Annotated in this window: 14 protein-coding genes; 6 read left to right on the top strand and 8 right to left on the bottom strand. The window is 72.8% G+C overall.

Features of this window, described 5'->3' with window-relative positions; all coding sequences use genetic code 11:
• Positions 1-34: 34 nt before the first annotated feature.
• From ACF08W_RS33755 to ACF08W_RS33745, 3 genes are read left to right on the top strand one after another with little or no spacing between them, the layout of a single operon-like run.
• Complete coding sequence (locus ACF08W_RS33755) at positions 35-913, top strand: class I SAM-dependent methyltransferase (protein ID WP_392281636.1); 879 nt, start codon at positions 35-37, stop codon at positions 911-913.
• The gene (locus ACF08W_RS33750) at positions 910-2,181 is read left to right on the top strand and encodes a hypothetical protein (protein ID WP_385211541.1); all 1,272 of its coding nucleotides are present in this window, start codon (positions 910-912) and stop codon (positions 2,179-2,181) included. The genes ACF08W_RS33755 and ACF08W_RS33750 overlap by 4 nt, the downstream gene beginning before the upstream one ends.
• A 40-nt stretch (positions 2,182-2,221) precedes the next feature.
• Complete coding sequence (locus tag ACF08W_RS33745; protein WP_392281635.1) at positions 2,222-3,241, top strand: VOC family protein; 1,020 nt, start codon at positions 2,222-2,224, stop codon at positions 3,239-3,241.
• A 22-nt stretch (positions 3,242-3,263) separates the two neighbouring features.
• Here ACF08W_RS33745 and ACF08W_RS33740 read toward each other — a convergent pair whose 3' ends face one another.
• The 3 genes from ACF08W_RS33740 to ACF08W_RS33730 form a co-directional block, all read right to left on the bottom strand.
• The gene (locus ACF08W_RS33740; protein WP_392281634.1) at positions 3,264-4,325 is read right to left on the bottom strand and encodes an aminotransferase class V-fold PLP-dependent enzyme; all 1,062 of its coding nucleotides are present in this window, start codon (positions 4,323-4,325) and stop codon (positions 3,264-3,266) included.
• A gap of 91 nt (positions 4,326-4,416) precedes the next feature.
• A complete protein-coding gene (locus ACF08W_RS33735) occupies positions 4,417-5,124 on the bottom strand; it encodes a DsbA family oxidoreductase (RefSeq protein ID WP_352275078.1) in 708 nt (235 codons plus the stop codon).
• 138 nt (positions 5,125-5,262) lie between these two features.
• On the bottom strand, positions 5,263-5,853 hold the full coding sequence (locus ACF08W_RS33730) for an XRE family transcriptional regulator (protein WP_352275110.1): 591 nt from the start codon (positions 5,851-5,853) through the stop codon (positions 5,263-5,265).
• Positions 5,854-6,142: 289 nt separating this feature from the next.
• Here ACF08W_RS33730 and ACF08W_RS33725 point away from each other — a divergent pair, with 289 nt between their 5' ends.
• Positions 6,143-6,343, top strand: a complete 201-nt coding sequence (locus ACF08W_RS33725) for a hypothetical protein (RefSeq protein ID WP_392281633.1) — start codon at positions 6,143-6,145, stop codon at positions 6,341-6,343.
• Positions 6,344-6,665: 322 nt separating this feature from the next.
• Here ACF08W_RS33725 and ACF08W_RS33720 read toward each other — a convergent pair whose 3' ends face one another.
• The 3 genes from ACF08W_RS33720 to ACF08W_RS33710 form a co-directional block, all read right to left on the bottom strand.
• The gene (locus tag ACF08W_RS33720; protein ID WP_392281632.1) at positions 6,666-7,052 is read right to left on the bottom strand and encodes a DUF4440 domain-containing protein; all 387 of its coding nucleotides are present in this window, start codon (positions 7,050-7,052) and stop codon (positions 6,666-6,668) included.
• Between the two features lie 86 nt (positions 7,053-7,138).
• Positions 7,139-7,648: a hypothetical protein gene (locus ACF08W_RS33715; protein WP_392281631.1), complete on the bottom strand. Its 510-nt coding sequence runs from the start codon at positions 7,646-7,648 to the stop codon at positions 7,139-7,141.
• Complete coding sequence (locus ACF08W_RS33710; RefSeq protein ID WP_392281630.1) at positions 7,645-9,165, bottom strand: aldehyde dehydrogenase (NADP(+)); 1,521 nt, start codon at positions 9,163-9,165, stop codon at positions 7,645-7,647. Before ACF08W_RS33710 ends, ACF08W_RS33715 begins: the two co-directional genes overlap by 4 nt.
• A 182-nt stretch (positions 9,166-9,347) precedes the next feature.
• Between ACF08W_RS33710 and ACF08W_RS33705 the strand changes: the two genes are divergently transcribed.
• The gene (locus ACF08W_RS33705; RefSeq protein ID WP_352275074.1) at positions 9,348-10,118 is read left to right on the top strand and encodes an IclR family transcriptional regulator; all 771 of its coding nucleotides are present in this window, start codon (positions 9,348-9,350) and stop codon (positions 10,116-10,118) included.
• A gap of 125 nt (positions 10,119-10,243) precedes the next feature.
• Positions 10,244-11,695 carry a peptidoglycan D,D-transpeptidase FtsI family protein gene (locus ACF08W_RS33700; protein ID WP_385211527.1) on the top strand — a complete coding sequence of 484 codons (1,452 nt, stop codon included), beginning with the start codon at positions 10,244-10,246 and terminating at the stop codon, positions 11,693-11,695.
• 66 nt (positions 11,696-11,761) lie between these two features.
• Here the strand turns inward: ACF08W_RS33700 and ACF08W_RS33695 are convergent, their stop codons facing one another.
• Entirely contained in the window at positions 11,762-12,946 is a 1,185-nt protein-coding gene (locus ACF08W_RS33695; protein WP_392281629.1) for a hypothetical protein, read from the bottom strand.
• Positions 12,943-13,947, bottom strand: coding sequence for a 5-dehydro-4-deoxyglucarate dehydratase (locus tag ACF08W_RS33690; RefSeq protein ID WP_392281628.1), 1,005 nt, complete (start codon positions 13,945-13,947; stop codon positions 12,943-12,945). The genes ACF08W_RS33695 and ACF08W_RS33690 overlap by 4 nt, the downstream gene beginning before the upstream one ends.
• Positions 13,948-14,074 lie beyond the last annotated feature (127 nt).

Below are 14,074 nucleotides of genomic sequence, written 5' to 3'. Positions count from 1 at the left end.
GCCAGGTACACACGGACCCACGGGAGATGCGCCTATGCGTTGTGGAGTAGAACTGACCGCCTATCTCGTCAACGAGTCGCGCGCCAGGATGCCCGAACTCGCCGAGGACCCACTGGCAGCCGCCTGGATCCCGGAGAGCGACCGGCCGGCGGTGCGCGAGCTGTGGGCCGAGTTCGCCGGCACCGTCTACCCCCACGACGACCTGGTTGTCTCCCTGCGCGGGAGATTCATCGCGGACACCCTGGCCCGCGCGCTGGAGAAGGACCCGGACACGGTGCTCGTGGTCTGCGGGGCCGGATTCTCCTCGTACCCCTGGCTGCTGCCGTTCCGGACGGCCATCGAGGTGGACCTGCCGGACATGATCGCCGCCAAGCAGGCCCGTACGGCGGAGCTGGTGGCGTCCGGGGCGCTGCCGGAGCGGGACGTCCACCACCACGCCGCCGACCTCGCCGGGGCCGCCTCCCGCGAGGAGCTGGCCGCCCTGGTCCGCAAGGCGGCCGACGGCCGCCCGGTCGCCTACGTGGCCGAGGGGCTGGTCTTCTACCTGCCGCCGGACGAGGCGCGCGCGGTCGTGGGCCTGGGGGCCGAGTTCGGCCCGTGCGCGGTCACGGCGGTCAGCTACTGGCCCGCCGCGGCCGCCGGGAGCCAGGTCCTCGCCGACCAGCGCACGTGGTTCCGCAGCCGCTCGGTGCCCGAGGACGCCTCGTACCTGACCCACCACGGCCTGGCCGAACTGCTCGGCGACGGGATCGAGGACTGCGGCCCGGAGGACCTCCAGCGGCGCTACCTCGGCCGGATCGACGTGCCCGAGTCCGAACTGATCCCCGAGTACGTGGCGGTGTCCTGGCACAACTCCGCGCGCGGAGTGCCCGGACAGGGCGTTCCGGGACGAGCCACCGGAGCGACGCGTTGAGACAGGTGCTCCACCTGCAGAGCAGGGCGTATCCCGTGCACCACAACTCCCCGCCCCTGGAGATCGACTCCTTCCCGGTGCCGGGGCACGGCACGTTACGCCCGGTCGCCGGCGAGCTCGGGTCGCTCGGGTACAACCCGGACCACACCATCGAGCTGGACCTGAAGGAGATCATCACCCAGGTGATCACCCTGCCCGGCACGGAGATCGTCGGCTGCCACGCCCGGATCCTCAGCGCCGGCAGCATCCTGGTGACGTACGCGCTGCGCCACGAGGCCGATCTGCGGCAGCTGCCGCTCGCCGAGCTCGACACGTTGGACGCCCACGTGAACACCCTGCTCCGCGACGCGGACGGTCCGATCCTCAGCGCGGTGCTGACGGCCGCGGCGGCCTGCGGGATGGTGCAGGGGCTGGCGCTGCGGCCGGACCTGGCGGGCACCGGCGTGGCCGCGCCGGTGGACCGCCAGTCCGCCCGGTACAACTGCCACTTCGTCACCGAGGACCCGCCGTGGTCGTCCGATCCGCGGCTGCCGGAGTTCAGCCCGGGGCCGCACTGCCGGATCCTGCTGCCCTACACGTACGCCTGGGACCGCGACCCGGAGACCCCGCTGCCCGAGCTGCGGACGATGACGGAGCCGACGGACATCGCGACGGCGCAGCAGTCCCTGCTGGTGGGCGCCCTGCTGGGCGGGAAGCGGATCCTGGTCGACCTCGCGAGGGCCGGGGCCCCCACGACCGATGTGCACGCGTTCCGGCGCTTCCTGGACGGGGTCTGGTCCGACTACCACCACCTCGACGGCTACCGCATAGAGTCCGCCCAGGGCCCGCGGGCCACCTATCTGGCGGCCCGTGAGTCCATCGGCCTGGACAACACCCAGGAGCGGACCGACAAGCTGCTCGGCTACGTCGGCAACTCGCTGCTGGCCGCGGCCTCGCAGCGGACCGAGGCGCTCGACACCCGGCTCAACCGGGTCGCCGCCACGCTCGCCATGGTCGCCGCGGCCTCGTTCAGCCTGGACGCCACGGTGTTCCTGCTGCCCGAGTCGGCGTCGCTGGCTCCCCGGGTGGGGATCCTCAGCGGGCTGATCGGGCTGACCGGGATCGGCATCCTCGCCCTGTTCCTCCCCGGACGCCGTCACCGCCGGATCGCGGCACCGCAGGTGCTGCCGCGTCAGCGCAGGTCCACACCCACGCCCACACCCGCTCCCGTACCCGTCCCCGTTCCCGTGCCCGAGGGGCGGCCCATCGATCCGTCCCCGCGGGCGTAATCCGCTGTACCCCCGAGGTCCGGGCGGAGAGAGTGGGCCCATGACCTCATTCGTGCGCCACATCACCATCGACTGTGCCGACGCCTACACCCTGGCCGGATTCTGGGCCGGGGTGCTCGGCGCCCCGGTCGGTGCCGACGACTCCCCCGGTGACCCGGAGGTGGCCGTCGAATCGCCCGACGGAGCACTGCTGTTCATCACGGTCCCGGAGGACAAGCAGGTCAAGAACCGGGTCCACCTGGACATCCAGCCGAAGGACCGGACCAGGGACGAGGAGGTCGAGCGGCTGCTCGCGCTGGGCGCCACGCTCGTGGCCGACCACCGCAGGCCGGACGGCCGGGGCTGGGCGACCCTCGCCGACCCGGAGGGCAACGAGTTCTGTGTCGAGCTCGGCCCGGCGGAGCGCGCCGCCCTGACCGGGGCCAGGTTGCCGGTCACGGCGGACGACGTGACCGAGGTGGTGCGCCTGGCGGCCGAGGCGCTCCGGGGTGCCCCGGCGGACCGCTGGGACGAGCCGGCCGGGCCCCTGGAGTGGACCTGCTGGGAGACCGTGGAGCACCTGAGCGACGACCTCTTCTCGTACGCGGCCCAGCTGGGCCCTCAGCGGCCGCCGCTGGACGACTACGTCCCGTACCGCTGGGGCGCCGACCGCGAGGGCGGTCCGCAGAACGCGGTCTTCGCGGACCGGGCGGCCGGGCCGGACGGGCTGCTGTGGACGCTGGAGGCGAACGGCGCGATGCTCGCCGCGATGGTGCGTACGGCCCCGGCGGAGCGGCGCGCGTTCCACTCGTACGGGATCTCCGACCCGGAGGGCTTCGGCGCGATGGGGGTGGTGGAGACCCTGGTGCACATGGACGATCTCGCCGCCGGTCTGGGCGTGGCGTGGAACCCGCCGGCCGCGCTGTGCGACCGGGTGCTGGCCCGGCTGTTCCCGGACGCCCCGGCGGACGCGGACCGGTGGGCCGTGCTGCGCTGGGCCACCGGCCGCGCCGAGCTGCCCGGCCACCCGCGCCTCACGGCGTGGAAGTGGCGGAGCGCGCCGCTGGACGGGACCGCGTAGGGAACGGGACCGCGTAGGGGTTTCAGCCCGCGAGCACGTCCAGGACCCGGTCCACGTCGGCCTCCGTGTTGTACACGTGGAACGAGGCACGCAGGTTCCCGGCCCGGTTCGACACCACGATCCCGGCGCGTTCGAGGTCCGCGCCCCGGTCGCCGAGGCCGGGCACGGCCACGATGGGAGACCGGCCGGGCACCGGCTCGTGGCCGAGCCGGACCAGCCCGGCCCGCATCCGCGCCGCGAGCCCGGTGGCGTGGGTGTGGACGGCCTCCACCCCGATCTCCGCCAGCAGCGCGAGGGACCGCTCGGCTCCGTGGTACGCGAGGAAGGCGGGCGGGGCGTCGAAGCGGCGCGCGGTCCGGGAGAGCCGTTCGACCGGGCCGTAGACGCTGTCCCAGGGGTCTTCGGCGGCGCTCATGGCGGCGTGGAGCGGCGGCAGTCCGGGCTGCGCCTCCTCGGTGACGGTGAGGTAGGAGGTGCCGCGCGCACCGAGCAGGAACTTGAAGCCGCCGGTGACGGTGTAGTCGTACTCGCCCGCCTCCAGCGGCAGCCAGCCGGCCGACTGGGTGGCGTCGATCAGGGTCCGGGCGCCGTGGTCGGCGGCGGCCGCGCGTATCGCCTTCAGGTCGGCGGTGCGGCCGTCGGCCGACTGTACGGAGGAGAGGGCGACCAGCGCGGTGTCCGGCCCCACCGACTCGGCCATCCGCTCCAGCGGCACATAGCGTGTCCGGAGGTCGCCGCGGATCGCGAACGGACCGACGACGGAGCTGAATTCTCCCTCCGGGGCGAGTACTTCGGCCCCCGGCGGCAGCGAGGCGGCGATCATTCCGACGTGCACGGATACGGAGCCGCCGACCGCGACCCGGTCGGCGTCGACCCCGGCGAGGCGGGCGAAGCGCTCCCGGGCGGCCTCCACCACCGCGAAGTCGCCGGAGCCGTCGGTACGCCCTGCGGAGAGCGTCCCGGCCAGCTCCGTCACGGCGGTCAGGGACCGCCGAGGCAGCAGCCCGCAGGAGGCGGTGTTGAGGTAGGTCTTCGTCGGCGCGAACTCGTCGTCCACGAGGGTGCTGAGCGAGGCATCATCCATGCGCCCAGCCTGGGGTCCCCCCGGCCCCCGGTCAATCACGGACGGCCGGGGGCCGGGAGGGGACGCCTCGTCACCGCTCCCGGGCGGGCCCTCAGGGGCGCGGGACCTCGCAGCTTCCGTCGGCGTCGCAGGCCGCCGCGTCCCCGCCGAGCGCGGTGAGCGGGCGGTCCTTCCACGCCTGCTCCAGCGCCTGGGCGAAGACCTCGGCGGGCTGGCCGCCGGAGATGCCGTAGCGCCGGTCGAGCACGAAGAACGGCACCGCGTTGGCGCCCAGCTCGGACGCCTCGCGCTCGTCGGCCCGCACCTCGGCCGCGTACGCCTCCGGGTCGGCGAGCACGGCCCGCGCCTCGGCCCCGTCGAGCCCGGCCTCGACGGCCAGCTCGACCAGCACCTCGTCGTCGTAGACGGACCGCTCCTCGGCGAAGTTCGCCCGGTAGGCGAGGTCCAGCAGCGCGTCCTGCCGGCCGCGGGCCTTGGCGAGGTGGAGCAGCCGGTGGATGTCGAAGGTGTTGCCGTGGTCGCGGCCCTCGGTGAGGTAGCCGAGCCCCTCGGCCCGGGCGTTGGCCGCGACGTTCTCCTCCATGCCCCGCGCCTCCTCGGGGGTGCGCCCGTACTTCTGCGCCAGCATGTCGATCACCTGCGCGGTGTCGCCCTTGGCCCGCCCGGGGTCGAGCTCGAAGGACCGGTGCACGACCTCGACCTGGTCCCGATGGGCGAACCCGGCCAGCCCCTTCTCGAAGCGGGCCTTCCCGATGTAGCACCAGGGGCAGGCGATGTCGCTCCAGATCTCGACGCGCATGTCTCTTCTTCTCTCGTTTTCCTCGTACCACTGCCCGAGCAGCGCGGAGCCACCCTCCGCTCCCGTCCACAACACGGGACCGGAGGTCCTCATTCCCTTATCGGGGAACGCGCCCTCGGACCGAGGCGCGATGCGGGGCTATCCGCTTTTGCATGACCGGTGAATCGCGCGGCTCCACAGCTCTTCGGCATGCTCCGCGAACCGGTCGAACATGCCGCCTTCGCCGTGTCGGCGCAGATGCAGCAGCGGTGAGTCATGCCCCACCAGTCGCGCCAGGTGGGGAGTCACCAGGGCTTCGTCGTCGAAACGGAAAACCGACAGGCTCACATGGTTGATGGCGTCGAGCGGGGCGGAGAAGCGCGCTTCGACGTTCTCCAGGGAGCCGAGCCGGTCAAGGTGCTCCAACGTGATACGGACACGCGTCGAAACCGAGAGCGCCACGTCCTCGATCTCCTCACGCTGCCGGGTCACCTCCCCGTCCGGGTCGCCCACGAGGAATCGCACCCGGCATCCCGATTCGGCCTTGCGCCGGACGGTCTCGGCGAAATGGGGAACCTGCGTCCAGAAGAAGTAGTTCGTATAACCGGCCAGGAACAGTTCGTCACCGGCGGATTCGACCAACTCCGTCCAGGTGGTGGAAGGGCACGCCGATCGGTAGGGGTAGCTGTGGACCAACTCCCGGTCGTTCCCGGTCTTGAACCTTTCCTGCACCGCTTTCGGCCACACCATGTCTTCGTCAACTCCCAGCGCCCGGCAGGCGTCCGCTCGGTTCCTCGCGTGGGGTGTCAGCTCCTGGTTGCTGAGCCATCGCTCCACCTGCTTGGACGATACCCCTACCCGGTATGCGAGTTGACGCGAGGTGAGTCCGGCATCGTCCATGGCAGACCTGAGCGCGGTATTCAATATGTCAACCCCCTTGCGCCGCCCTTTTGGGCCTTCTCCGAGACTAGCGGCCCACGTCCCAACTGTCGCCGTCGCGCTCAGGGAAACGTCCGCGAGGGTGAGTAACCATCAGCGCATGACTGAACCAAGGCGGTACCCCGACACCCCGACCCTCCAACTCCCCCTGTTTCCTGAGCTGGTGGAGCCCGAACCGTTCGAGGGATGCGCGGGTTGCGCCGAGCTGGCCAGGGTCCGTGACTGGGCCCGCGCGGGGCTCGACCGGACGACCGTGACGGACTGCAACGTCCTGATGCGACGGCATCCGGACGGTCACTGATGAGTATCCGCGCCAGGTTCCGATACGTACCCCACACGATCGCGCACGCACCGGAGAGCGGTGTGACGGCAGAGTTGTTCTGCACCTTCATCGGGTGCGAGACGTCGTCCGGACCGCAGACCCGCCCCGAAGCCGCCCAGGAGTGGGCCCTGGGCCACACCGGCCTGCATCCCGGTCACGGCTTCTACCGGCGCGAGTACACCGACCATGCCCGTGTGACCCGCAGAGGGGCGGATGGGCTTGAGTCTCCCGCAGGGAGGGACCGCGGGGTCTGACCCCGGAGCCCGGCTGTCCCCGGAGGCGGACGCCGCCGCTCCGCGGCTCAGGCGCCGTCGGGCGGGACGGGGGTGGCCTGGTGGTAGTACATCCGCCACATCGTGGACGTACCCCGCCTGCGCCAGAGTGAGGTCCGCAGTGCGCGTTCCCCGTCGAGCGTGGTCTCGTAGGTGAGGTGCACCAGCCCGGGTGCCAGCAGGGCACCGGAGAAATTCGAGGGCTCGTAGTGCGGACCGCTCTGCGTCGAACTGTCCATCTCGGGCAGCGCGGCGAGCATCTCGTCGTACGTCCACCGCCGCCCCGAGGCGCCGACCTCGAAGAACTCGGGGTCCAGCAGCTCCTGGGCGAGCGAGCGTGACATCCGTACGCCGGGGTCCATCAGACGCAGCTCGCCCGCGATCGCCTCGCGTATCTCATCCGTCTCCTGGTTCATCCCGGCATGCTCCCCAGGACAGCCCGGCGCCCACAACCGAGTTTCCCCGCACGGTCCACGGCCGAGGGCGTCCCGCCAGCACCGGTTCAGCCCTCGCCCTCGTCCTCGTCGAGTTCCGTGATCGGCCGGTCGGAGACAACGGCCACGAGGATCATCGGGGCGTCGCCGTCGCTCTGGTTGAGGGAGACCGCGATCCACCGTCCGCCGACCGGGCCCCACACCACCAGGTCGCCCAGGCAGTCCGTGTCGCAGAGCGCCTGGTAGAGCGGCAGGAGGGGTTCGCCCGCCGTGTTCCGGAAGATCGGGACCCGCATGCCCGCCGTGCGGTGGGGGCCCCATCGGCGGTCCAGCTCGGCGACGAGCCCGGCGAGCCGGTCCGAGGCGGCGGCCTCGGCGGCCGCCCAGTCGGTCCCGTACACGCCCACCAGGTCGTCGCTCTGCCAGAGGGGCTCGATGCGGAAGCCCTCGCCGGTCGTCGCGCTCCACTCGCCGGTCTCCGGCTCCCCCTCGTCGGACGTCGGCCCGGTGGCCGGGAGCGGCGCGGTGAGGAGGGCTTCGATGCGGGAGACCGGCCCGGTGGGCCAGGCGGGTGTCACGACTCCCTGCGGCCGTCGACCCGGCGGGGCAGGCCCAGCGGGTTGTCCTCGTGGAGCTCGGGCGGGAGCAGGGCCTCGGGGGTGGTCTGGTACGTGATCGGGCGCAGCCAGCGTTCGATGGCGGTGGCGCCGACCGAGGTGGAGGTGGAGGTGGACGACGGGTACGGGCCGCCGTGGTTCTGCGCGGGGGCGACGGCGACGCCGGTGGGCCAGCCGTTGACGAGGACCCGGCCGGCCAGCGGGGTGAGGGCCGCGAGCAGCGCGGGGGCGTCCGGGTCGGTGCCGGTGGCGGTCTGGAGGGTGGCGGTGAGGTTGCCGGGAAGGCGGGAGAGCACGGCGGTGATCTCGTCCTCGGAGGCGTAGCGGGCGACGACGGTGACCGGACCGAAGCACTCCTCCAGCAGCTCGTCGTGCGGGCCCTCGGCGGCCAGGAGTCCGGCCGGTACGGTGAGGAAGCCGGCCGCGACGGTGTGCTCCCCGCCCGCGCCGGGGGTGACCGGGGCCTCGACGCCGGGGAGTTCGGCCCGGGTCCGGACGCCCGCGAGGAAGGCGTCGCGCATCCGGTGGTCGAGGAGGACCGCGGCCTCGGTGTCGCTGACCGCGTCGGTCAGGGACTCCAGGAGCCGGTCGCCGCTCTCGTCCGCCGGGGCCAGGACGAAGCCGGGCTTGGTGCAGAACTGGCCCGCGCCCATGGTCATCGAACCCGCCAGACCGGCGCCGATCTCCTCGCCGCGCTCGGTCGCGGCCGCCCCGGTGACGACGACGGGGTTGAGGGAGCCCAGTTCGCCGTGGAAGGGGATGGGGCGGGGGCGGGCCGCCGCGGCGTCGAACAGGGCCCGGCCGCCGCGTACCGAGCCGGTGAACCCGGCGGCGGCGACGAGCGGGTGGCGGATGAGCTCGACACCCGCCTCGAAGCCGTGCACCAGGATCAGCACGTCCTCGGGCAGGCCGACGCGGGCGGCCGCCCGGCGCAGTACGGAGGCGCACAGTTCGGAGGTGGCGGGGTGGTCCGGGTGGGCCTTGACGACGACCGGGCAGCCGGCCGCCAGCGCGCTCGCGGTGTCGCCGCCGGGGACGGAGAAGGCCAGCGGGAAGTTGCTGGCCGCGTAGACGGCGACGACGCCCAGCGGGATCTTGTAGCGGCGCAGGTCGGGCCAGGGCGGGGTGCGGCCGGCGTCCGCGTGGTCGATGTGGACGTCGAGGAAGGCGCCCTCCTCGACGACCTCCGCGAAGGACCTCAACTGGGCTGCGGTGCGGGCGAGTTCGCCGGTGAGCCGGGCCGGGCCGAGCGCGGTCTCCGCGTCGGCGGCCTCGATGACGTGCTCGCCGGCCTCGGTGAGCAGTTCGGCGGCGGTGCGCAGGAACGCGGCGCGCCGGGTGCGGTCGGCGAGGGACTCCCGTACCGCGTGGGCGGCCCGGACCGCGCGGTCGATCTCCTGCGCGGTAGCCTCCACCGCTACCTGCTCACGCGGGTTCCCCGTGCGGGGGTCGACGCTCCAGACTGGTGCTGCTGCCACCGTGGTTCCTTCCGCTCACTGCCGCACATCGGAGATTGTTCGGTATTCTGAACAGAGTTCTGAATCGTGAATATGGCGTGACTCTATTTCCGGGCGCTCGATGTTGGCAAGGAGCCCCGGTCCAAGGGGTTCCGGGGGTTCCGGCGACGGGTCGGGGCCAGTGGCTGGAAGGGTGCAGGGCGATGTCGGTCGGTGAATCCGGCGGGGCACAGGTCAAGTCCGCCGTACGGACGGTGGAGCTGCTCGAATACTTCGCGGGGCGGCCCGGCATGCATTCGCTCGCCGCCGTGCAGGAGGCCGTCGGCTACCCGAAGTCGAGCCTCTACATGCTGCTGCGCACCCTGGTGGAGCTGGGCTGGGTGGAGACGGACGCGACGGGCACGCGGTACGGGATCGGCGTGCGGGCCCTGCTGGTCGGCACCTCGTACATCGACGGCGACGAGGTCGTCGCGGCCGCCCGGCCGACGCTGGACCGGCTCTCCGACGACACGGCGGAGACGATCCACCTGGCCCGGCTCGACGGGACGAACGTGGTGTACCTCGCGACCCGGCAGTCCCAGCACTACCTGCGTCCGTTCACCCGTGTCGGCCGCCGGCTGCCCGCGCACTCGACCTCGCTCGGCAAGGCGCTGCTGGCCACCCACAGCGACGAGCAGGTGCGCAAGCTGCTCCCCGAGACGCTGCCCGCGCTGACCGAGCACACCATCACCGACCGCGAGAAGCTCATCGAGGAGCTGCGTCTGGTCCGCGAGCAGGGGTACGCGGTGGACCGCGAGGAGAACACCCTCGGTCTGCGCTGCTTCGGCGTCGCCGTCCCGTACCGGACCCCCGCCCGGGACGCGATCAGCTGCTCGGTGCCGGTCGCCCGGCTCACGCCCGCGCACGAGCAGTTGGTGAAGGACGCGCTGTTCGACGCCCGGGACCGGCTGGCCCTCGCCACCCGGCGGCTCTGAGCCGTACCGGCCGTACCGACCGCATCCGCCGGGGAAGCCGCCGCGCCCGGACACCTCATGAGAAAGCGGTGAGAACCGCCCCGGTCGGGAACGGTGCGTGAGGTCCGGCTCGTCCCTCCGGTGGGATGAACAGAACCATCAGGCGAACCTCGGTCTTCTGCCTGCTCCTGGTCCTCGCCCTGCTGGTGCGGGCGACCTGGGTGCAGGCATATCAGGCAAAGGCGCTCGCGGACGACGACCGCAACCGGCGGAACACCATCGCGCAGTACGCGCAGCCGCTCGGTGACATCATCGTGGCCGGAAGCCCGGTCACCGGATCGAAGAGGACGGTGGGCAGCGACCTCGCGTACAAACGCACCTACAAGCAGGGCGAGCTCTACGCGGCCGTCACCGGCTACGGCTCGCAGGCGTACCGGTCCACCCAGCTGGAGGGGATCTACAGCGATGTGCTGGACGGCACCGACGACCGGCTGAAGAACCCGCTGGGCGCGCTGACCCGCAAGCAGGAGGAACCGGGCGACGTCCTGACGACGATCGACCCGGACGTGCAGAAGGCGGCGTACGAGGCGCTCGGCGACGACAAGGGCGCGGCGGTCGCGATCGACCCGGCGACCGGCCGGATCCTGGCCATGGTCTCCACGCCCTCCTACGACCCGTCGACGATCAGCGGAACGACGGACGGCACGGCCTGGAAGAAGCTCCAGGACGACCCGGACATGCCGTTGGTCAACCGGGCGATGCGGCAGCCGCTGGCCCCGGGCTCCACGTTCAAGCTGGTGGTGGCCGCGGCCGCGCTGGAGAACGGGCTGTACGGGTCGGTCGACACGCCCACCGACAGCCCCAACCCGTACACGTTGCCCGACTCCAGCACGGTGCTGCGCAACGAGAGCGCGACGGCCCCCTGCGAGAACGCGACACTGCGCGTCGCGCTCCAGTACTCCTGCAACAACGTCTTCGCGAAGGCGGCCGTCGATCTCGGCCAGGGCAAGGTGCGGGCGATGGCCGAGAAGTTCGGTTTCAACGCGGAGAAGCTGGACGTGCCGGTCCGGGCGTCGAAGAGCGTCTACCCGACCGGCATGGACCGGCCGCAGACCGCGCTCACCGGCATCGGCCAGTTCGAGGTGACCGCGACGCCGCTGCAGATGGCCATGGTCTCGGCCGTCCTCGCCAACGGGGGCGAGCTGGCCGCGCCGCACATGGTGTCCTCGGTGACCGACGGCGACGGCGACCCGCTCCAGGAGTACCCGGACGGCGACACCCGCAGGATCGTCTCGGCGTCCACCGCCGAGCAGTTGCGCGGCGCCATGGTGACCGTCGTCGAGGAGGGCACCGGCACCAACGCGAGGATCGCCGGGGTCGAGGTCGGCGGCAAGACCGGTACCGCGCAGAACGGTGTGGGCAACAGCAGCACCCCGTACGCCTGGTTCACCTCCTACGCGAAGGACCGGTCCGGCGGCAAGGGGGTCGCGGTCGCCGTGGTCGTCGAGGACTCGGGCGCGGCGCGCTCGGAGGTCAGCGGCAACGGCCTGGCGGCGCCGATCGCGCAGAAGATGATGAAGGCGGCGCTGGCGGGCTGAGCGGGGACGGCCGGTGGACCGGGCCGGCGGGGGTGGCTGACGGGCGCCCCCGCCGGCCCGGCGTCCTCATCCGCGCGGGCGGAGCGCGGCCAGCGCCGCGGCGACGGCCGCGAGGTCCGGGTCGGAGGCCAGCCCGGCGTGGTAGAGGCGGAGCTGGTTCGCCCCCAGCGAGGCGGCGTGCGCGGCGTCCCGCTCCAGGGTGGCGGGGCTGCCGCCCATCCCGGTGACCACGGAGAAGTTGGCCGCGAGCACCCCGCAGCGGCCGGTGAACGGGCCGAGCACCGCCTCGCGCGCCGCGTCGTCGCCGGTGCAGGGCAGCACCACACCGTCCGCCACGGAGAGGATGTGCGCCGGGTCCACGCCGGTGTTCGCGCCGGTGCGGTGGGGTTCGGGGTCGGCGTGCAGCAGCACCTGGAAGCCGGGTTCCGCTGCCGCCCGTACGGCCGCGACGACGTCCTCCTGGAGCGTACGGGCCACCTCGCCGCGCCACCGGAGGGTGGTGGCGGCGAGATCGGCGCCGAGGAGGTGCCCGATGCCCGCGCGGCCGGCCGGCCCGGAGCCGGAACCGGCCCAGACCGGTTCCAGCGCGGTGCGCACGGCCGCGGCCAGGGCGTCGGCGTCCAGGCCCTGTCCGGCGTAACCGGCTCGGCAGGCGGAGCAGAAGCAGAGCGACATCAGGTACTGCGCCGCGTCGCCGAGCCCGACGCCCGCGATCTTGTCGTGGGCGTGCAGATGCGCGAGGCCGTACCAGCCGCAGGACTCCAGCTCGGTGCCGCGCGCGCCGGCGCGGGTCGCCGCCTCGGCGGCGAGGTCGGTCAGATAGGCGCGCACCTCGGGCCGGGCCACGCACGGCGCCCAGGGGTAGCGGTCGCCGTAGGCGTTGACCACGGAGGTGTCCGGGTGCTCGGCGCCCAGCCGGGAGTTGTGCGCCAGCACCACCCAGCTGTGCACCTCCAGGCCGGCGCCGGTGAGTGCCTCGGCGGCCTCGGCGAACGCGTCGTCCGAGGCCGTCCAGGACTGCGCGCGGGGACGGAGCGCGCGCCCCGCCCAGCGTTCGGCGTCCGGCGGGTAGAGCACCGCGGCGTACTCGGCGGTGACGACGCGGTGGGACGGGTGGCGCGGGGTGAGCGCCCGGGTGGAGTGGTAGGCGGCGGCGAGCGTCACCTGCTGGACGCCGAGGTCGGCGAGGCGGCGGGCGGCGTCCGGGTCGCCGACGACGTCCCAGGGGTAGAGGAAGGCCGAGGTCCTCACCCGCGCGTCCCCGGTCCGGGCTCCGGCTGCTCGTCCCCGCCCTGTCCCAGGTGCTCCGCTCCGTACCGCTCCAGCACGGCCCGGCCGCGCGCGATGATCGCGGTCAGCTCCTCGACATGGGCGGCGGTCGGCTCGGTGAGCGGGGTGCGGACCGGGCCGACGTCCAGCCCGCCGAGCCGCACCCCGGCCTTGACCAGCGCGACGGCGTAGCCACGGCCCTTGGCGCGCAGCTCCACCAGCGGCCGGTAGAAGTGGTCGAGGAGTTCGCCCGCCAGGGCGTCGTCGCCGGAGTCCAGGGCCCGGTAGAAGGCGAGGGCGATGTCGGGCGCGAAGGCGAAGACGGCGGAGGAGTAGAGCGTGACGCCGATGCCCCGGTAGGCGGGGCCGGTGAGTTCGGCCGTCGGCAGCCCGTTGAAGTACAGGAAGTCCGTGCCGGGCCGTCCGGTGCGGACGGCACTCACCGTGCGCTGCATCAGGTCGAGGTCGCCGTAGCCGTCCTTGAGGCCGATGATGCCTGGCGTGCCGGCGAGGGCGACGACGGTCTCCGGGGTGAAGACGGCGTTGTCGCGCTGGTAGACGATCGTCTCCAGGGAGGTGGCGGCGGCCAGTGCGGTGTAGTGGCCGAGCAGCCCCGCCTGGTCGGCGACGACGAGGTACGGGGGCATGGCGAGGAGCCCGTCCGCGCCCGCCTCCTCGGCGATCCTCGCGTACTGGATCGCGAGGGCCGTGCCGTAACCGGCCCCGGCGACGACCGGCACCTCCCCGGCGGTCTCCTCGACGGCCGCGGCGACGACCCGGCGGAACTCCTCGGGCGTGAGCGCGTGGAACTCACCGGTGCCGCAGCAGGCGAAGACCGCCGCCGCGCCGGCGTCGACACCGGCGCGGACATGGGCGCGGAAGGCGTCGAGATCGACACCGCCGTCCGGGCCGTACGCGGTGACGGGGAAGAAGAGCGGCCCGGCGACACGGGTGAGGCGGGCGGCAAGAGGTGCTGAGGTCACTGGCGCTCCCTGAGCGTGCAGTCGTGCACAATTCTGACTGGTGTCCACATTCATGAACGACTGCACGCTAAGCCAGCCTCCGGGCGCGGGTCAAGGAGGAGAACGACGCACCATCATCGAAGCGGGT

Source organism: Streptomyces sp. NPDC015144 (genome assembly GCF_043079735.1).
In the GTDB taxonomy this organism is placed as follows: Bacteria; Actinomycetota; Actinomycetes; order Streptomycetales; family Streptomycetaceae; genus Streptomyces.
This window is presented reverse-complemented; position numbering and strand designations above follow the sequence as displayed.